13 protein-coding genes and 3 tRNA genes are annotated in these 18,547 nt (G+C 58.0%); 10 read left to right on the top strand and 6 right to left on the bottom strand.

Going from position 1 to position 18,547, the window contains the following annotated elements; all coding sequences use genetic code 11:
• The first annotated feature begins 28 nt into the window (after window positions 1-28).
• The 3 genes from ptrA to recD are packed head-to-tail and all read left to right on the top strand — an operon-like array spanning window position 29 to window position 8,279.
• The gene (gene ptrA / locus QRD42_RS00815) at window positions 29-2,914 is read left to right on the top strand and encodes a pitrilysin (protein ID WP_321987978.1); all 2,886 of its coding nucleotides are present in this window, start codon (window positions 29-31) and stop codon (window positions 2,912-2,914) included.
• Window positions 2,911-6,456 carry an exodeoxyribonuclease V subunit beta gene (recB, locus tag QRD42_RS00810; protein ID WP_318376365.1) on the top strand — a complete coding sequence of 1,182 codons (3,546 nt, stop codon included), beginning with the start codon at window positions 2,911-2,913 and terminating at the stop codon, window positions 6,454-6,456. The genes ptrA and recB overlap by 4 nt, the downstream gene beginning before the upstream one ends.
• The gene (gene recD / locus QRD42_RS00805; protein WP_321987977.1) at window positions 6,453-8,279 is read left to right on the top strand and encodes an exodeoxyribonuclease V subunit alpha; all 1,827 of its coding nucleotides are present in this window, start codon (window positions 6,453-6,455) and stop codon (window positions 8,277-8,279) included. The genes recB and recD overlap by 4 nt, the downstream gene beginning before the upstream one ends.
• Window positions 8,280-8,309: 30 nt before the next feature.
• On the opposite strand, the gene argA is transcribed toward recD, so the two are convergent.
• Window positions 8,310-9,641, bottom strand: coding sequence for an amino-acid N-acetyltransferase (gene argA / locus QRD42_RS00800; protein ID WP_072569930.1), 1,332 nt, complete (start codon window positions 9,639-9,641; stop codon window positions 8,310-8,312).
• Between the two features lie 228 nt (window positions 9,642-9,869).
• On the opposite strand from argA, the gene amiC reads away from it, so the two are divergent.
• Window positions 9,870-11,123 carry an N-acetylmuramoyl-L-alanine amidase AmiC gene (gene amiC, locus QRD42_RS00795; protein ID WP_318363826.1) on the top strand — a complete coding sequence of 418 codons (1,254 nt, stop codon included), beginning with the start codon at window positions 9,870-9,872 and terminating at the stop codon, window positions 11,121-11,123.
• A gap of 60 nt (window positions 11,124-11,183) precedes the next feature.
• On the opposite strand, the gene QRD42_RS00790 is transcribed toward amiC, so the two are convergent.
• From QRD42_RS00790 to QRD42_RS00780, 3 genes are all read right to left on the bottom strand, one after another.
• Window positions 11,184-11,260, bottom strand: a tRNA-Met gene (locus tag QRD42_RS00790).
• Between the two features lie 46 nt (window positions 11,261-11,306).
• Window positions 11,307-11,383: transfer RNA gene (locus QRD42_RS00785), tRNA-Met, on the bottom strand.
• Between the two features lie 52 nt (window positions 11,384-11,435).
• A tRNA-Met gene (locus tag QRD42_RS00780) sits at window positions 11,436-11,512 on the bottom strand.
• A 210-nt stretch (window positions 11,513-11,722) separates the two neighbouring features.
• Here QRD42_RS00780 and mltA point away from each other — a divergent pair.
• Window positions 11,723-12,826 carry a murein transglycosylase A gene (gene mltA, locus QRD42_RS00775; RefSeq protein ID WP_321987976.1) on the top strand — a complete coding sequence of 368 codons (1,104 nt, stop codon included), beginning with the start codon at window positions 11,723-11,725 and terminating at the stop codon, window positions 12,824-12,826.
• Between the two features lie 66 nt (window positions 12,827-12,892).
• The gene (tcdA, locus tag QRD42_RS00770; RefSeq protein WP_321987975.1) at window positions 12,893-13,699 is read left to right on the top strand and encodes a tRNA cyclic N6-threonylcarbamoyladenosine(37) synthase TcdA; all 807 of its coding nucleotides are present in this window, start codon (window positions 12,893-12,895) and stop codon (window positions 13,697-13,699) included.
• On the opposite strand, the gene csdE is transcribed toward tcdA, so the two are convergent.
• Together csdE and csdA are read right to left on the bottom strand one after the other, a co-directional pair.
• The gene (csdE, locus tag QRD42_RS00765; protein WP_321987974.1) at window positions 13,690-14,133 is read right to left on the bottom strand and encodes a cysteine desulfurase sulfur acceptor subunit CsdE; all 444 of its coding nucleotides are present in this window, start codon (window positions 14,131-14,133) and stop codon (window positions 13,690-13,692) included. The two genes, tcdA and csdE, sit on opposite strands and share 10 nt — an antisense overlap.
• Window positions 14,133-15,338, bottom strand: coding sequence for a cysteine desulfurase CsdA (gene csdA / locus QRD42_RS00760; RefSeq protein ID WP_321987973.1), 1,206 nt, complete (start codon window positions 15,336-15,338; stop codon window positions 14,133-14,135). Before csdA ends, csdE begins: the two co-directional genes overlap by 1 nt.
• 192 nt (window positions 15,339-15,530) lie before the next feature.
• Between csdA and QRD42_RS00755 the strand changes: the two genes are divergently transcribed.
• From QRD42_RS00755 to rlmM, 4 genes are all read left to right on the top strand, one after another.
• A complete protein-coding gene (locus tag QRD42_RS00755; protein WP_072569936.1) occupies window positions 15,531-15,758 on the top strand; it encodes a YgdI/YgdR family lipoprotein in 228 nt (75 codons plus the stop codon).
• A gap of 341 nt (window positions 15,759-16,099) precedes the next feature.
• A complete protein-coding gene (gene gcvA / locus QRD42_RS00750) occupies window positions 16,100-17,014 on the top strand; it encodes a glycine cleavage system transcriptional regulator GcvA (RefSeq protein ID WP_072569937.1) in 915 nt (304 codons plus the stop codon).
• A 43-nt stretch (window positions 17,015-17,057) separates the two neighbouring features.
• Window positions 17,058-17,453, top strand: a complete 396-nt coding sequence (locus tag QRD42_RS00745) for a DUF423 domain-containing protein (RefSeq protein ID WP_072569938.1) — start codon at window positions 17,058-17,060, stop codon at window positions 17,451-17,453.
• On the top strand, window positions 17,446-18,546 hold the full coding sequence (rlmM, locus tag QRD42_RS00740) for a 23S rRNA (cytidine(2498)-2'-O)-methyltransferase RlmM (protein WP_072569939.1): 1,101 nt from the start codon (window positions 17,446-17,448) through the stop codon (window positions 18,544-18,546). Before QRD42_RS00745 ends, rlmM begins: the two co-directional genes overlap by 8 nt.
• The last annotated feature ends 1 nt before the right edge of the window (window position 18,547 follow it).

The following is an 18,547-nucleotide window of genomic DNA, read 5'->3' as shown; positions in this document are numbered from 1 at the left end:
CAGCGTTTGTTAATGATGAGGTTTGTGAATGCCGAGCAGCACCTGGTTTAAAGCATTAATCATTTTTGCCGCCCTCTGGGCACCGTTAAGTCAGGCAGACACCGGCTGGCAACCCGTTCAGGAAACTATTCGTAAAAGCGATAAAGACACCCGTCAGTATCAGGCGATCCGCCTTGATAATGGCATGGTCGTGCTGCTGGTCTCGGATCCGCAGGCAGTCAAATCCCTCTCCGCGCTGGTGGTGCCGGTGGGATCCTTACAGGATCCCGATACTCATCCAGGCCTTGCGCACTATCTTGAACATATGACGCTGATGGGGTCGAAAAAATACCCGCAGCCGGACAGCCTCGCCGAGTTTCTGAAGTCGCACGGCGGCAGCCATAACGCCAGTACCGCGCCTTACCGAACTGCTTATTATCTGGAAGTGGAAAATAACGCGCTGGAAGGGGCCGTTGATCGCCTCGCGGACGCCATCGCCGCGCCGCTGTTAGACAAGAAGTATGCCGAACGTGAACGCAATGCGGTGAATGCCGAGCTGACCATGGCCCGCGCCCGCGACGGTATGCGCATGGCGCAGGTCAGCGCCGAAACCATCAACCCGGCCCACCCCGGCGCGCGTTTTTCGGGCGGCAATCTTGAGACGCTGAGCGATAAACCCGGCAGCCCGGTGCATGACGCTCTGCTGGCTTTCCGCGATAAATACTACTCCGCTAACCTGATGAAGGCCGTGGTGTACAGCAACCGTCCGCTGCCTGAGCTGGCGAAAATCGCCGCGCAAACCTATGGACGCGTACCGAACAAAAATATCACCCCGCCGGAAGTGACGGTGCCGGTGGTGACGGATGCGCAAAAGGGCCTGATTATTCACTATGTGCCCGCCATCCCGCGTAAAGTGCTGCGCGTGGAATTCCGTATCGACAATAACACGCCGCAGTTTCGCAGTAAAACCGATGAGCTGGTGACCTATCTCATCGGCAACCGCAGCCCGGGAACCCTCTCTGACTGGCTGCAACAGCAGGGGCTGGTGGAAGGGATCCGCGCTGACTCCGATCCGGTGGTCAATGGCAACAGCGGCGTGCTGGCGATTTCCGCCACGCTGACCGACAAAGGCCTTGCCCATCGCGATGAAGTGGTGGCGGCAATTTTTAGCTATCTGAAACTGCTGCGCGAACAGGGCGTGGATAAGCGTTATTTTGATGAACTGGCGCACGTTCTGGATCTCGATTTCCGCTATCCGTCCATCACCCGTGATATGAGCTATGTCGAATGGCTGGCGGATACCATGATCCGCGTGCCGGTGGAACATACCCTGGATGCGGTGAATATTGCTGACCAGTACGATCCCCAGGCGCTGAAAGACCGCCTTGACATGATGACGCCGCAAAACGCCCGCGTCTGGTATATCAGCCCGGATGAGCCGCATAATAAAACCGCCTATTTTGTGAATGCGCCTTATCAGGTGGATAAAATCAGCGCGCAGACCTTTAGCGACTGGCAGCAAAAATCCGCCGCCATCCCGCTGAAATTGCCGGAGCTGAACCCCTATATTCCGGACGATTTCACCCTGCTGAAACCGGGTAAAACCTTTGAACATCCGGAACTTATCGTGGATGAGCCAGCGCTGCGGGTGGTGTACATGCCGAGCCGCTATTTCCCGCAGGAGCCCAAAGCTGATGTCAGCGTGGTGCTGCGTAATCCACAGGCGATGGACAGCGCCAGAAACCAGGTGCTGTTTGCCCTGAACGACTATCTGGCGGGGATCGCGCTGGATCAGCTCAGCAATCAGGCGGCAGTGGGCGGCATTAGCTTTTCGACTAACGCCAATAACGGCTTAATGCTTAACGCCAATGGTTATACCCAGCGGCTGCCGCAGCTGTTTGAGGCGTTGCTGAAAGGCTACTTCAGCTATGAGCCAACCGAAGAGCAGCTGGCGCAGGCCAAATCCTGGTATGCGCAGATGATGGATTCAGCCGACAAAGGCAAAGCCTACGATCAGGCTATTTTGCCTCCGCAAATGCTCTCTCAGGTGCCCTATTTCCAGCGGGAAGTGCGCCGCGAACTGCTGCCCTCTATTAGTCTGCAGGACGTGGTGGCCTACCGTAACGCGCTGAAAACCAACGCCCGTCCGGAATTTCTGGTGGTCGGCAACATGGCGGAAAGCGAGGCGAAAGCCTTAGCGCACAACGTACAGACGCAACTGGGGACGCAGGGTAATGAATGGTGTCGTAACCGGGATGTGCTGGTAGATAAAAAGCAGTCGGTCATCTTTGAAAAAGCGGGCAGCAGCACTGATTCCGCGCTGGCCGCGGTGTTCGTGCCGCCGGGTTACGATGAGTTCAGTAGCTCCGCCTACAGCGCCATGCTTGGCCAAATTATCCAGCCATGGTTCTACAACCAGTTGCGCACCGAGGAGCAACTCGGCTATGCGGTTTTTGCCTTCCCCTTCAGCGTCGGACGGCAATGGGGTATGGGCTTCCTGTTACAAAGCAGCGATCGCCAGCCAGCGTATTTGTGGGCGCGTTATAAAGCCTTCTTCCCGACGGCGGAAGCCCGACTGCGGGCGATGAAGCCGGAAGAATTTGCCCAGATCCAGCAGGGGGTGATTGCGCAAATGGAGCAGGCCCCTCAGACGTTAGGTGAAGAAGCCTCGCAGATCAGCAAAGATTTCGATCGCGGTAATATGCGCTTCGATTCACGTGATAAAGTAGTGACCCAGATTAAACTGCTGACGCCGCAAAAGCTGGCGGATTTCTTCCACCAGGCGGTGGTTGAACCGCACGGTATGGCGATCCTCTCCCAGGTTTCCGGCAGCCAGAACGGCAAGGCTGAGTATGTACGTCCTGAAGGCTGGAAAGTGTGGGATAACGTCAGCAAGTTGCAGCAAACTATGCCCCTGTTAAGTGAGAAAGAATGACCGAACCCGCCCAGACCCTTGATCCACTGCGCTTGCCGCTGACAGGCGAGCGCCTGATTGAAGCGTCGGCGGGGACGGGAAAAACCTTCACCATTGCCGCGCTCTATTTGCGGCTACTGTTGGGCCTTGGCGGTCCGGCGGCATTCCCGCGCCTGCTGAGCGTGGAAGAGTTGCTGGTGGTGACCTTCACCGAGGCGGCGACGGAAGAGCTGCGCGGACGTATCCGCAGCAATATCCATGAACTGCGCATCGCCTGCCTGCGCGGTTCTTCTGATAATCCGCTGTATGCCAGCCTGCTGGACGAAATCCCCGACCGGCAACAGGCCGCCAGCTGGCTGCTGCTTGCCGAACGGCAAATGGACGAGGCGGCCGTGTTTACTATTCACGGCTTCTGCCAGCGCATGCTGAGCCTTAACGCCTTTGAGTCCGGCATGCTGTTTGAGCAACAGCTGATTGAAGACGAATCCCTGCTGCGCGCGCAGGCGTGCGCAGACTTCTGGCGTCGCCACTGTTATCCGCTGCCGCGTGATATCGCCCAGGTGATCCACGCCTCCTGGCAGGGACCGCTGGATCTGCTGAAATCCATCAACCGCTATTTGCAGGGTGAAGCGCCGGTGATCAAATCGCCGCCGCCGGAAAACGAAACCCTGGCGGAGCGGCATCAGCAGATCATCACGCAAATTAACGACATGAAAGCCCAGTGGCTGACGGCCTGCAATGAAATTGACGCGGTGATCGAGCCATCCGGCATCGACCGGCGTAAGTTCAACCGTGGCAACCAGGGTAAGTGGATCGAGAAGATCACCGCCTGGGCGCAGGAAGAAACGCGCAGCTATCTGCTGCCCGACGCGCTGGAAAAGTTCTCGCAATCCTTCCTGGCGTCACGCACCAAACCGGATGGCGTGGTGCCGGAGCATCCGCTGTTTGTCGCAATTGAAACCTTTCTGGCCCGTCCGCTGACGTTAAGCGATCTGGTGCTGGTCAAGGCGATGAAAGAGATCCGCGAAGCCGTGGCGCGGGAAAAACGACGTCGCGGCGCGCTGGGTTTTGACGACATGCTCAGCCGTCTCGACAGCGCCCTGCACAGCGATAACGGCGACGCGCTGGCCGCGGCGATCCGCCAGCGTTTTCCGGTGGCGATGATCGACGAATTCCAGGACACCGATCCGCAGCAGTACCGTATTTTCCGCCGTATCTGGCGACAACAGCCCGATACCGCGCTGCTGTTAATTGGCGATCCGAAACAGGCGATCTACGCGTTCCGCGGCGCGGATATTTTCACCTACATGAAAGCGCGCAGCGAAGTCAGCGCCCACTACACGCTGGATACCAACTGGCGCTCGGCACCGGGTATGGTGGCCAGCGTCAATACGCTGTTCAGCCGCATGGATAACGCTTTTATGTTTCGCGAGATCCCCTTCCTGCCGGTGAAATCCGCGCCGAAAAACAGCGCGTTACGCTTTGAGTTTAACGGTCAGATGCAGCCTGCCATGAGCCTGTGGCTGATGGACGGCGACGGCGTCAGCGTCGGGGATTACCAGACCTTTATGGCGCAGCACTGCGCCGCGCAAATCCGCGACTGGCTGATTGCCGGACAGCAGGGCAGCGCCGTGCTGCACGATGGCAAAGTCAGCCGCGCGGTGAAAGCCTCGGATATCACCGTGCTGGTGCGCAGCCGCCACGAAGCGGCGCTGATCCGTGATGCGCTGACGCTGCTGGCCATCCCGTCCGTTTATCTCTCCAACCGCGACAGCGTATTTGAAACCCCTGAAGCGCAGGAGCTGCTCTGGCTGTTACAGGCGGTGCTGGCCCCGGAGCGGGAAAGCACGCTGCGCAGCGCCCTGGCCACCTCCATGCTGGGTCTGAACGCCCAGCACATCGAAGCGCTTAATCTTGATGAGCAGGCGTGGGATGAGGTGGTAGAGGAATTTGATGGTTATCGTCAGCTGTGGCAAAAGCGCGGCGTGATGCCGATGCTGCGCGCGCTGATGAAGCACCGCAATATTGCGGAAAATCTGCTGGCGACCTCCGGCGGCGAACGTCGGCTGACGGATATTCTGCACATCAGCGAACTGCTACAGGAAGCAGGCGCGCATGCCGAGAGCGAACATGCGCTGGTGCGCTGGCTGGCGCAGCATATCGCCGAGCCGGACAGTAACGCCTCCAGCCAGCAACTGCGGCTGGAAAGCGACAAACATCTGGTGAAAATCGTCACCATTCACAAATCCAAAGGTCTGGAATATCCGCTGGTCTGGCTGCCCTTTATCGCCAACTACCGCGCGCAGGACCAGGCTTTCTATCACGATCGCACGTCCTTTGAGGCGGTGCTTGACCTGAGTGATGCCGAGGAGAGCGTGGCGCTCGCCGAAGCTGAACGTCTGGCGGAAGATTTACGTTTGCTGTACGTGGCGCTGACGCGTTCGGTGTGGCATTGCAGCCTGGGAATTGCGCCGCTGTTTCGCCGACGCGGTGAGAAAGCCGGCGACAGCGATTTTCATCACAGCGCCTGTGGACGCCTGATCCAGCAGGGCGAGCCGCGCGACGCCGCCGGGCTGCGGGCCTGCCTGCAAAGCCTGGAGAGTGACAACATCGCGCTGCACATTCCCGGCGTGCCGGATAACCGCCGCTGGCAGTTCAACAGCGAGGTGCCGCCGTTGCTGCGCGCGCGCGACATTGAGCGCCTGGTGCGTGATGACTGGCGCGTCACCAGCTATTCCGGCCTGCAACAGCGTGGGCACAGCATGGCGCAGGATCTGCTGCCGCGCTTCGATCTCGATGCCGCAGGCGAACGGGATGCGCAGGAAACCCCGGCGCTGACGCCGCACCAGTTTCCGCGCGGCGCGTCGCCCGGTACCTTCCTGCACAGCCTGTTTGAAGATCTCGATTTCACTCAGCCGGTCGCGCCGGAATGGGTGGCGGAAAAGCTTGAGCTGGGCGGGTTTGACGAGCACTGGCAGCCGGTACTGAGCGAGTGGATCAACGCGATCTTACAGGTGCCGCTCAGCGGGCCAGGCATCTCGTTAAGCCAGCTACCGGCCCGCGAAAAGCAGGTGGAGATGGAGTTTTATTTGCCGATCAGCGCGACCCTGACCGCACCGGCGCTTGATGCGCTGATCCGCCGTTACGATCCGCTGTCCGCCGACTGCCCGCCGCTCGATTTCCGCGATGTACGCGGCATGCTGAAAGGCTTTATCGACCTTGTTTTCCGTCATAACGGGCGCTATTACCTGCTCGATTACAAATCGAACTGGCTCGGGGAAAGTAGCGAAGCCTATACCCAGGCGGCGATGGCGCAGGCCATGCAGGCGCACCGTTATGATCTGCAATACCAGCTCTACACCCTGGCGCTGCACCGTTATTTACGACACCGCATCGCCGGATATGATTACGAGCAGCACTTCGGCGGCGTGATTTATCTGTTCCTGCGCGGCGTGGATCGCGACGCGCCAGGCCAGGGGATTTTTGCCACCCGCCCGGATGTGCAACTGATTAGCCAGATGGACGCGCTGTTCGCCGGTGAGATGCAGGAGAACAGAGAATGAATATGCAGAATTTATTATTAGAGGCCGTGGCGCAAAAAGCGCTGCGTCCGCTGGATGTGCAGTTTGCGCTGACCGTCGCCCGTGACGATGAACCCGCCGTGATGCTGGTGGCGGCGTTGTTAAGCCGCGATGCGGGGGAGGGGCACGTCTGCCTGCCGCTGTCGCGCCTGTCCGTCGCCGAGTTCAATCGCCTGTATCCGCAGCTGTTGCCCTTGCTGGAAGAAGCGGGCGTACCGGATGACTGGCGCGCAATGCTGCTTGCTTCGCCTGCGGTGAGCGCAGGAGATGAGCCGACGCCCATGGTGCTGACCGGTGAGCGGTTGTATCTCAACCGGATGTGGTGCAATGAGCTGACGGTGGCGCGCTTTTTCTGCGAGGCCAACCAGCCGCTGCCGGTGAATGAAGATGAAATTAAACGATCGCTGGATGAACTCTTTCCGGCAACCGACGGCATCAACTGGCAGAAAATCGCCGCCGCCGTGGCGCTGACAAGACGGATCTCGGTGATCTCCGGCGGGCCGGGCACGGGTAAAACCACCACCGTCGCTAAACTGCTGGCGGCGCTGGTGCAGACCGCCAACGGCGACAAATGCCGTATCCGGCTGGCGGCGCCTACCGGCAAAGCCGCCGCGCGACTGACCGAATCGCTCGGCGCGGCGCTGCGCCAGCTGCCGTTAAGCGATGAGCAAAAGAAACGTCTGCCGGATGAGGCCAGTACGCTGCACCGCTTGCTGGGGGCGCAGCCGGGCAGTCAGCGCCTGCGCTACCATGCGGGCAACCCGCTGCATCTGGACGTGCTGGTGGTGGATGAAGCCTCCATGATCGACCTGCCGATGATGTCGCGGCTTATCGACGCGCTGCCGCCGCACGGGCGGGTGATTTTCCTTGGCGATCGCGATCAGCTGGCGTCGGTGGAAGCCGGTGCGGTGCTGGGGGATATCTGCGCCTGGGTGAACGCTGGTTACAGCCCACAGCGTGCTGAAGAGCTGTCGCGTCTCACAGGCATGCAGGTGCCCTGCGGCGAACAACAGGGCGCAGAGGCGCTGCGTGACAGCCTCTGCCTGCTGCAAACCAGTTACCGCTTCGGCAGCGATTCCGGTATCGGCCAGCTGGCGGCCGCGGTAAACCGGGGCGATAAGCCCGCCATGCGCGCGGTCTTCAGCCAGGGCTTTACCGACATCGGCAAAAGCACCCTACAGACCGGCGATGATTATCAGACCATGATCGATGATGCGCTGGCAGGTTATGCGCGTTATTTACAACTGGTACGCGACGGCGCGCCGCCGGAAGACGTGCTGGCGGCGTTCAGCGAGTTTCAGTTGCTGTGCGCGCTGCGCGACGGGCCCTTTGGCGTCGGCGGTTTAAACGAGCGCCTTGAGCAACGACTGGCGCAGAAACGCTGGCTGGTGCGTCATGCCCACTCCCGCTGGTACGAAGGGCGTCCGGTGATGATTGCCCGCAACGACAGCGCGCTGGGGCTGTATAACGGCGATATCGGCGTGGCGCTGGATCGCGGGCAGGGGACGCGCGTCTGGTTCCCGCTGCCGGACGGCACCATCAAGTCTGTGCAGCCGAGCCGTTTACCGGATCACGATACCGCCTGGGCGATGACGGTACATAAATCCCAGGGGTCGGAGTTTGACCATGCGGCGCTGATTTTGCCGGGGCAGATTGTGCCGGTGGTGACCCGCGAGCTGGTGTATACCGCCATCACCCGTGCGCGGCGCAGGCTGTCGCTGTATGCCGATGACCGTATTCTGGCGCAGGCGATTGCCACCCGCACCGAGCGGCGCAGCGGATTAAGCGACATCTTTTCACTGTGAAAGCGCCCCCGCCCGCTGCGGGGGCGTTAATCAGCCGAGATCCGCCATCAGCACTTTTGAACGGCGCTGATAGTTGTACATCTCTTTTTTGCTCTCCGGCAGGGAATCAATATCCACCGGCGTAAAGCCGCGCTCCTGGAACCAGTGAATACTGCGCGTGGTTAACACGAAGAGTTTGCTGAGTCCCATCTGCCGGGCCTGTAAAGCCACACGCTCCAGCAATACCTCACCGCGGGACGAGCTGCGGTAGTCCGGGTGCACCGCCACGCAGGCCATTTCACCGATTTTTTCTTCCGGGAACGGATAGAGCGCCGCGCAGGCGATGGTCAGGTTATCGCGCTGGATAATAGTGAATTTGTCGATCTCCATCTCCAGTTGCTCACGCGAGCGGCGAACCAGAATACCCTGCTGCTCCAGCGGGCGGATCAGCTCCAGAATACCGCCGATGTCGTTGATGGTCGCACGACGGATCTGCTCGGCGCTCTCCATTACGATCTGCGTGCCGATACCGTCGCGGGAGAACAGCTCCTGCAACAGCGCGCCATCTTCCTGATAGCTGATCAGGTGACTGCGGCGCACACCGCTGCGGCAGGCTTTGACCGCCCCGCGCAGAAAGCGCACCGTACCCGACTGGTAATCCTGACGCGCTTCCAGCTCCTCAACACGCGCCTGGGCATCGTTGGGGAACAGCTCTGAGACGATATTGCCATCGTCGTTGATCACCCCCTGAGAGGAGCAGAAGCCGATCATTTTCTCCGCCTTCAGCTTAATCGCCAGCTGGGTGGCGATCTCTTCTGACGTCAGGTTGAAGCTTTCACCCGTTACCGATACTGCCACCGGCCCCATCAGCACAATGGCGCCGCTGTCCAACTGGCGGTGAATGGCTTCCTCGTCGATACGACGGATACGGCCGCTGTGGCAGTAGTCCACGCCATCATCCACGCCCAGCGGCTGGGAGATAATAAAGTTGCCGCTCACCACGTTGATATGCGCGCCCTGAAGCGGCGTGTTGTTGAGGCTCATCGACAGCCGGGCGGTAATATCCAGCTGCAACTGACCTGCCGCCTGTTTAACCAGCTCCAGCGTTTTGGCGTCGGTCACGCGGGTATGTTTGTGATAAACCGGCTCGTGATGATGCGCGGCAAGGTTCGCGTCAATTTGCGGGCGCGCGCCATACACCACCACCAGGCGAATGCCGAGGCTGTGCAGCAAGCCAATGTCATTGACGATACTGGAAAAGTTCTCATGCTCAATGGCTTCGCCGCCCAGCATGATGACAAAGGTTTTCCCCCGATGGGCATTAATATAGGGAACTGAATGGCGGAATCCCTCGACCAGTTCGGTTCTACGCTCCTTCACCACGGCACAACCCTCACTGCATGATTATTCGGATTTTGTGTATTTTTATTCTTTTATGGCGGCGGGCGCAAGCCTAAATTTGCCGCGGCTCCATTTTCATTGCCACGAGAATTAAGTTACGAATGCTATGTTTACCCTTTTGTTGATGACAGTTTATGCGTCATTCGTTAAAGTTTTCGGTCAATTTGGACGTATAGATAGCTTATTAGATTTACTTTGCTCGGGAGAGGCATGTCAGGATCCAATTCAATTATCAGCCGCCGCCGTTTACTGCAAGGGGCAGGCGCGATGTGGTTGCTCAGCGTAAGCCAGGTGGGACTGGCTGCGGTAAGCCAGGTTATCGCCGTGCGCGTCTGGCCTGCATCCACCTACACGCGCGTGACCGTGGAATCGAACCGGTTATTAAAATATCGCCAGTTCGCCCTGAGTAATCCTGAACGTCTGGTTGTGGATATTGAAGGCGTCAACCTGAACTCGGTCCTCAAAGGCGTGGGCATGCAGATCCGCGATGACGATCCCTTTATCAAATCTGCGCGCGTCGGGCAGTTCGATCCGAAAACCGTGCGTATGGTGTTTGAGCTGAAGCAGAATGTGACGCCGCATCTGTTCTCGCTGGCGCCGGTGGCAGAATTTAAAGAGCGTCTGGTGATGGATCTCTACCCGGTGAACGGACAAAACGAACAGGATCCGCTGTTGGCCCTGCTGGAAGATTACAATAAAGGTGAGCTGGACCGGCAGGTGCCGCCTGCGCAGAGCGGGCCGAAGCCGGGTAAAGCGGGGCGCGATCGCCCGATTGTGATCATGCTGGATCCGGGGCACGGCGGGGAAGATCCCGGCGCGATTGGCAAATACAAAACCCGGGAAAAAGATGTGGTGCTGCAAATCGCCCGCCGTCTGCGTGCGCTCATCGATCGCGAAGGCAACATGAAAGCCTATATGACGCGTAACGAAGATGTGTTTATCCCGCTGAAGGTGCGGGTGGCGAAAGCGCAGAAGCAGCGGGCGGATCTTTTTGTCTCCATCCATGCGGATGCCTTTACCAGCCGGGCGGCGCGCGGTTCATCGGTGTTTGCGCTGTCCACCAAAGGCGCAACCAGTACCGCCGCCAAATACCTCGCCGAGACGCAGAACGCCGCTGACCTGGTGGGTGGCGTCAGCAAAAGCGGGGACCGCTATCTCGATCACACCCTGTTTGATATGGTGCAGTCGCTGACGATTAACGACAGCCTGAAGTTTGGCAAAGAGGTGTTAAAGCGTCTTGGCGGTATCAACAAACTGCACAAAAACCGCGTGGATCAGGCAGGCTTCGCTGTACTGAAAGCGCCGGATATTCCGTCGATCCTCGTCGAAACGGCGTTTATCAGTAATATCGAAGAAGAGCGCAAGCTGAAGACCGCGAAGTTCCAGCAGGAAGTGGCGGAGTCGATTCTGGCAGGGATCAAAGCGTACTTTGCAGAGGGCGGGGCACTGGCACGGCGCGGATAACGCGTCGTTTTTTTACGGAACGCAGAAACAAAAAAACACCCGTCAGGGTGTTTAATGTGTTGGTTGCGGGGGCCGGATTTGAACCGACGACCTTCGGGTTATGAGCCCGACGAGCTACCAGGCTGCTCCACCCCGCGTCCGTCTTTACTCTTCCATCGAGTAATCTTTCTCTTTGTGCATAATTGGTTGCGGGGGCCGGATTTGAACCGACGACCTTCGGGTTATGAGCCCGACGAGCTACCAGGCTGCTCCACCCCGCGTCCGTCTTTTACTCTTTCATTCGAGTAAACGTCTTACTGTAATGCACTTAATTGGTTGCGGGGGCCGGATTTGAACCGACGACCTTCGGGTTATGAGCCCGACGAGCTACCAGGCTGCTCCACCCCGCGTCCGTGGAAGCGCACTATACTCCGCTCGCACTTTGACGCAACCTTTTTTCCAAAAAAAGGCGCATTTCACCGGGCGTCTGAATAAAAATAGTGCAATAAGGCTATTTTTTATACTCCTCGGGACAGTGATGCCGTTCGCACATTTCATTAGCGGCAGGGGTTTGTTATCTTCAGAGCACGCATTCGGCTTAAGTAAGAAGACGAGACATAATGAAAGGACGTTGGGCGAAGTACCTTCTCACTGGCGCGATGGTGGTGATCCTCGCAGCCTGTTCCTCTAAACCGACCGATCGCGGTCAGCAGTATAAAGACGGGAAATTCACCCAGCCTTTCTCTCTGGTTAATCAGCCAGACGCCGTAGGCGCGCCTATCAACGGGGGCGACTACGCCGAGCAGGTAAGCCAGGTGCGCACCGCGTCACCGCGCTTATACGGCAAGCAGAGCGCCATTTATAACGCCGTACAGGACTGGCTGCGCGCGGGCGGCGATACGCGCACTATGCGCCAGTACGGTCTGGACGCCTGGCAGATGGAAGGTGCGGATAACTACGGCAACGTGCAGTTCACCGGCTATTACACCCCGGTGGTGCAGGCGCGTCATACCCGTCAGGGCGAATTCCAGTACCCGATTTATCGTATGCCGCCAAAACGCGGACGGCTGCCGTCCCGGGCGGAGATCTACGCCGGGGCGCTGAGCGACAACTATATCCTCGCCTACAGCAACTCGCTGATGGACAACTTTATTATGGACGTGCAGGGCAGTGGCTATATTGATTTCGGCGACGGCAGCCCGCTCAACTTCTTCAGCTACAGCGGCAAAAACGGCCATGCCTACCGCAGCATCGGTAAAGTGCTGATCGATCGCGGCGAAGTGAAGCGGGAAGATATGTCGATGCAGGCGATCCGTCACTGGGGCGAAACGCACAGCGAGGCGCAGGTGCGCGAACTGCTGGAGCAAAATCCGTCCTTCGTCTTCTTCAAACCGCAATCTTACGCGCCGGTGAAAGGGGCGAGCGGCGTGCCGCTGATTGGCCGCGCATCCGTGGCCTCTGACCGCAGCATTATTCCGGCCGGGACAACGCTGCTGGCGGAAGTGCCTTTGCTGGATAACAACGGCAAATTCAACGGCCAGTACGAGCTGCGTCTGATGGTGGCGCTGGATGTGGGCGGCGCAATTAAAGGCCAGCACTTCGATATTTATCAGGGGATTGGCGCAGACGCCGGTCATCGCGCGGGATGGTATAACCATTATGGCCGCGTGTGGGTACTGAAGACCGCGCCGGGCGCAGGATCGGGTAACGTGTTTAGCGGGTGATCGTGCTACTATTTTGCCCCTCTCCTGCAAGGGGAGGGTGATCATCAACTCCATTTCTGAGGTTTTATGTCTGCGGTAATCAGCGACGCCTGGCGTCAGCGTTTTGGTGGCACAGCGCGTCTGTATGGCGAAAACGCGTTGCAGCTTTTTGCGGATGCGCATATCTGCGTGGTGGGGATCGGCGGCGTCGGATCCTGGGCGGCGGAAGCGCTGGCGCGCACCGGCATCGGCGCTATCACGCTGATTGATATGGATGATGTCTGCGTCACCAACACCAACCGGCAGATCCACGCCCTGCGCGACAGCGTGGGCCTTGCGAAATCCGAAGTGATGGCTGAGCGCATTCGTCAAATCAACCCGGAATGCCGGGTGACGGTAGTGGACGATTTCGTTACCGCCGACAACGTGGCGAAGTACATGAGCGCCGGATTCAGCTATGTGATCGACGCCATCGACAGCGTACGGCCTAAAGCGGCGCTGATCGCTTACTGCCGTCGCAATAAGATCCCGCTGGTGACCACCGGCGGCGCGGGCGGGCAGATCGATCCGACGCAGATCCAGGTCAGCGATCTGGCGAAAACCATTCAGGATCCGCTGGCGGCGAAGCTGCGCGAAAGGCTGAAAAGCGATTTCGGCGTGGTGAAAAACAGCAAGGGTAAGCTCGGCGTGGACTGTGTGTTCTCCACCGAAGCGCTGGTGTATCCGCAGGCGGACGGCTCGGTATGCGCGATGAAAAGCACCGCAGAAGGGCCAAAACGGATGGACTGCGCCTCAGGCTTTGGCGCGGCGACCATGGTCACCGCCACTTTTGGTTTTGTGGCGGTGTCCCATGCGCTGAAAAAAATGATGGCGAAAGCGGCGTGTCAGGCCTGACGCGCGGCATCCTGTACGGCGGCGGCCAGCGCCGCCAGCCCCTGACTGCGCGATGCGCTGAGCTGCCCGCGTAATCCCAGTTCATCAAACAGCGCCAGTGGATCCTGCGCCAGCAGGGTCGACGCGGTTTTCCCCTCCACCGCCGTCAGCAGTACCGCCAGCAGTCCCCGCACAATGCGGCCTTCGCTGTCGCCGAAGAAATGCAGTTTTCCCTCGCCTGAAAGGGTATGTCCCAGCCAGACGCGATTTTCACAGCCGGGAATTTCCCGCGCCTGGGCTTTAAGATCGTCTGACAGAGCAGGCAACTGTTTACCGAGCAGGATCAGCTGTCGGTATTTATCTTCCCACTGCGTCAGCGGGTTAAAGATCTGACGCAGTGTGTCTTCGGTTACGGCGCTGCCGAACGGGTGTCCGGCGAAAGCAGGGTTAGTCATTAATCCACCAGAAGTTCAAGGGCGCGGTCGATGGCGTTCACCAGCGCATCGACATCGTTTTTCGTATTATAGGGCGCAAAAGAGGCGCGCAGTGTACCGCTGACGCCGAGCGCCGCCAGCAGCGGCTGGGCGCAGTGCTGACCGGCCCGCAGCGCGATGCCGTACTCCGCCAGCAGCGTCACCATATCGCTGTGGTGCACCCCGGCGAAATCAAAGGCCAGCAGGCTGGAATCCTGGCAGCGGAACGAGCGGAAGCCGGGGCGTTTTGCCAGCGCGTCTTCCGCCAGCGTCGCCAGCCCGCGGCTGTAGCTTTCGGCCTGCGCCATATCCATTTCTTCCAGCCATTCCAGCGCCGCGCTCAGCCCAATCACCCCGGCCACGTTCGGCGTGCCTGCCTCCAGGCGCCAGGGCACCGGCTGGGTTTTAAAGCCGTCAAAGGTGACCTCGGTGATCATCTTACCGCCGCCCAGCCAGGAGGACATCACCTCCAGCAATTCGCTTTTGCCGTACAACGCGCCGATGCCGGTCGGGCCATAGAGTTTGTGGCCGGAAAAAGCATAAAAATCAATGTCCAGCTTTTGCACGTCCGCCGGGAAGTGCACCGCGCCCTGTGCGCCATCCACCATCACCACCATGCCGGCAGCGTGGGCGAGAGTTATGGCGCGCGCCAGATCCGGACAGCCGCCGGTGACGTTAGACATTTGCCCGATGGCCAGAATGCGGCAGCGGGGGGTGATCAGCGCGGGAAGTTGTTCAATGTCCGGCACGCCATCGACGGCAACAGGCAGCTTAACCACGCGCGCGCCGGTTTGCTCCGCCACCTTCAGCCAGGGTACCAGATTGGCATGATGCTCTGCCTCGCTGACGATGATCTCATCGCCTGGCTGTAAACGCGGACGCGCATAGCACTGGGCGACCATATTGATCGCCTCGGTGGTGCCCCGCGTCCAGACGATGTTTTTACCGGCTGGCGCGTTAAGCAGGGCGGCAACCTGGTCGCGCGCGGCTTCATAGCGCGCCGTCAGTTTTTGCGCCTGCGCATGCTGGCTGCGATGCACGTTTCCTGCGCTCAGGCTGTAAAACTGCTGCGTGGCGTCAATGACGGCCTGTGGTTTTAGCGCAGTGGCGGCGCTGTCCAGATAGACGCCCGCATCGGCAAGAGCAGGAAATTGGGCACGAAAATGGGCAGGATTGAATGCGTTCATGGCGTTCCTCATAGTCAGACGATGATCGTCGCGCAATTTGCAAACTGATACAAGCGCCTGTGCTCCATCAGATTTTTCTGTTTATCCTGGCGCACTTTCGAAAGCAGGTTATGCTAAATAGTGTTGGGTGGACGTTGAACCCTGTTAATAAACAAGATTCAGATAGCATTAATTGCTAAAAGGAGAAGAATCATGAAAAAGACTGCCGCCATTATTACCGCATGTATGATGACTTTTGCACTGAGCGCCTGTTCGGGTCCGAACTATGTAATGCACACCAACGATGGCCGTTCCATTGTGTCTGAAGGTAAGCCGAAAACCGACGATCAAACCGGCATGATCTCTTATAAAGACGCTAACGGTAACAAACAGCAGATCAATCGCACTGACGTAAAAGAAATGGTTGCTCTGGAAAAATAATAGCCCGTTTCAGAGTAAAAAAAAGCACCGCAATTTGCGGTGCTACATTAATCACTATGGACAGACAGGGTAAATGTACAGGAAGTGAAAAGGGTAGCGTTGCTACCGTGGTCTGAATAGCAGACCAATTGCAAACACAACATCACAACCGCAAGCCAAAAGCCCTTCAGAACACGCATTCCAAAAAAGACTCTTCGTTCCGGCTCAGGAAGTGCCGCCACTATAGGTATTTGCTGGTAGTTCCTCAACGGACAAATTATAATGTCTCAGATAAAAAAAACTAATGGGTTAAACCTTGTTTCCTGTTTGTTAAATTCCATTAACATCTGAACCTTATAATCATGTCCAAGCGCTTACCACCTCTTAATGCATTACGTGTTTTTGATGCCGCCGCACGCCATTTAAGCTTCACCCGCGCCGCAGATGAGCTTTTTGTGACGCAGGCCGCAGTAAGCCATCAAATCAAGTCTCTTGAGGATTTCCTTGGGCTGAAGTTGTTCCGCCGTCGCAACCGTTCTCTGTTATTAACAGAAGAAGGTCAGAGTTATTTTCAGGATATTAAAGAGATTTTTTCCCAGCTCACCGACGCCACCCGTAAACTGCAATCGCGCAGTGCTAAAGGGGCGCTGACCGTCAGTTTATTGCCCAGTTTTGCCATTCAGTGGCTGGTGCCGAGACTCACTAGCTTTAATTCAGCTTATCCGGGAATCGACGTCAGGATCCAGGCGGTTGACCGCGAAGTGGACAAGCTGGCGGATGATGTCGATGTGGCAATTTTTTATGGGCGCGGCAACTGGCCGGGCTTGCGTGTCGAAAAATTATACGCAGAATATCTGCTGCCGGTCTGCTCGCCGTTACTGCTCACTGGCGATAAGCCCCTGAAAACGCCTGCGGATCTGGCAAAACATACGTTATTGCATGATGCTTCCCGCCGCGACTGGCAAACTTATACGCGACAGTTAGGTCTTAATTTGAATGTGCAGCAGGGACCGATTTTCAGCCATAGCGCTATGGTGCTACAGGCGGCAATCCACGGACAGGGTATTGCGCTTGCCAACAATGTGATGGCGCAGTCCGAAATTGAGGCAGGCCGACTGGTCTGTCCGTTTAATGATGTACTGGTCAGTAAAAACGCGTTTTATCTGGTTTGTCATGACAGTCAGGCAGAACTGGGTAAAATAGCCGCCTTTCGACAGTGGATCCTGGCAAAAGCGGCATCAGAGCAAGAAAAATTCCGCTTCCGTTACGAGCAATAATTCAACGCGCGCGATTTCGCGCATGACTTTTTAGGGTACTGACATGACCAGCCGGTTTATGCTGATTTTTGCTGCCATTAGTGGCTTTGTTTTTGTTGCGCTGGGCGCCTTCGGCGCGCACGTGCTGGGGAAATCTCTGGGCACGGTAGAGATGGGCTGGATCCAGACCGGTCTTGAATACCAGGCTTTCCATACGCTGGCGATTTTCTGCCTCGCCGTGGCGATGCAGCGTCGCATCAGCATCTGGTTTTACTGGAGCAGCGTGTTTCTGGCGCTGGGTACGGTGTTGTTCAGCGGGAGCTTATACTGCCTCGCGCTTTCCCATCTGCGCCTGTGGGCCTTCGTCACCCCGGTCGGCGGCGTCTGCTTCCTCGCGGGCTGGGTATTAATGTTAATTGGTGCTATTCGTCTGAAACGTAAGGGCGTTGTTCATGAATAAAGTTGTCTTGTTGTGTCGCCCGGGTTTTGAGAAAGAGTGCGCCGCAGAAATTACCGATAAAGCCGGACGCCTTGAGGTGTTTGGCTTTGCCCGCGTGAAAGAAAACTCAGGCTATGTGGTTTTCGAATGCTATCAGCCTGATGACGCGGATAAGGTGGCAAAAGATCTGCCGTTCAGCTCGCTGATTTTTGCCCGTCAGATGTTTGTCGCCGGTGAGCTGTTACAGGATCTGCCGCCTGACGATCGCATCACGCCGATTGTCGGCATGTTGCAGGGCGTGGTGGAAAAAGGCGGCGAGCTGCGCGTTGAAGTGGCGGACACCAACGAAAGCAAAGAGCTGATGAAGTTCTGCCGCAAGTTCACCGTACCGCTGCGTGCGGCGCTGCGCGAGGCGAAAATCCTCACCAGCTACGAAACCGCAAAACGTCCGGTGGTGCATGTGTTCTTTATCGCTCCTGGCTGCTGCTATGCCGGTTATTCGTATACCAATAACAACTCGCCGTTTTACATGGGCATTCCGCGCCTGAAGTTTCCGTCTGACGCGCCAAGCCGTTCCACCCTCAAACTGGAAGAAGCCTTCCATATCTTCATTCCGGCAGACGAGTGGGACGAGCGCCTGGCAAACGGCATGTACGCGGTGGATCTGGGCGCCTGTCCGGGCGGCTGGACCTATCAGCTGGTGAAACGCAACATGTGGGTGGCCTCTGTGGATAACGGCCCGATGGCGCAGAGCCTGATGGATACCGGGCAGGTCACCTGGCTGCGTGAGGATGGTTTCCGCTATCGCCCGACGCGCAATAACATTACGTGGATGGTGTGCGATATGGTGGAGAAACCCGCGAAAGTCACCGCTCTGATGGTGCAGTGGCTGGTCAACGGCTGGTGCCGCGAAACCATTTTCAACCTCAAGCTGCCGATGAAAAAACGCTACGAAGAAGTGTCCGGCAACCTGGCGTACATTCAGGAGCAACTGGCGGAGCACGGCATCAATGCCACTATTCAGGCCCGTCAGCTGTATCACGATCGCGAAGAAGTGACCGTGCACGTGCGCCGCTGGTGGGCTGCGGTGGGCGGACGTCGCGACGAGCGTTAAA

Source organism: Enterobacter sp. PGRG2 (assembly GCF_030291195.1).
Lineage (GTDB): Bacteria > Pseudomonadota > Gammaproteobacteria > Enterobacterales > Enterobacteriaceae > Enterobacter_D.
Note: the sequence above shows the minus strand (reverse complement) of the source record. Positions and strands in the feature narration are given on the sequence as shown.

Coding starts and splice junctions, on each gene's coding strand:
- QRD42_RS00745 (WP_072569938.1), top strand. CDS start 17,058: ATGACCAGCCGGTTTATGCTGATTTTTGCTGCCATTAGTGGCTTTGTT.
- amiC (WP_318363826.1), top strand. CDS start 9,870: ATGTCAGGATCCAATTCAATTATCAGCCGCCGCCGTTTACTGCAAGGG.
- gcvA (WP_072569937.1), top strand. CDS start 16,100: ATGTCCAAGCGCTTACCACCTCTTAATGCATTACGTGTTTTTGATGCC.
- rlmM (WP_072569939.1), top strand. CDS start 17,446: ATGAATAAAGTTGTCTTGTTGTGTCGCCCGGGTTTTGAGAAAGAGTGC.
- QRD42_RS00755 (WP_072569936.1), top strand. CDS start 15,531: ATGAAAAAGACTGCCGCCATTATTACCGCATGTATGATGACTTTTGCA.
- ptrA (WP_321987978.1), top strand. CDS start 29: ATGCCGAGCAGCACCTGGTTTAAAGCATTAATCATTTTTGCCGCCCTC.
- recD (WP_321987977.1), top strand. CDS start 6,453: ATGAATATGCAGAATTTATTATTAGAGGCCGTGGCGCAAAAAGCGCTG.
- csdE (WP_321987974.1), bottom strand. CDS start 14,133: ATGACTAACCCTGCTTTCGCCGGACACCCGTTCGGCAGCGCCGTAACC.
- recB (WP_318376365.1), top strand. CDS start 2,911: ATGACCGAACCCGCCCAGACCCTTGATCCACTGCGCTTGCCGCTGACA.
- tcdA (WP_321987975.1), top strand. CDS start 12,893: ATGTCTGCGGTAATCAGCGACGCCTGGCGTCAGCGTTTTGGTGGCACA.
- mltA (WP_321987976.1), top strand. CDS start 11,723: ATGAAAGGACGTTGGGCGAAGTACCTTCTCACTGGCGCGATGGTGGTG.
- csdA (WP_321987973.1), bottom strand. CDS start 15,338: ATGAACGCATTCAATCCTGCCCATTTTCGTGCCCAATTTCCTGCTCTT.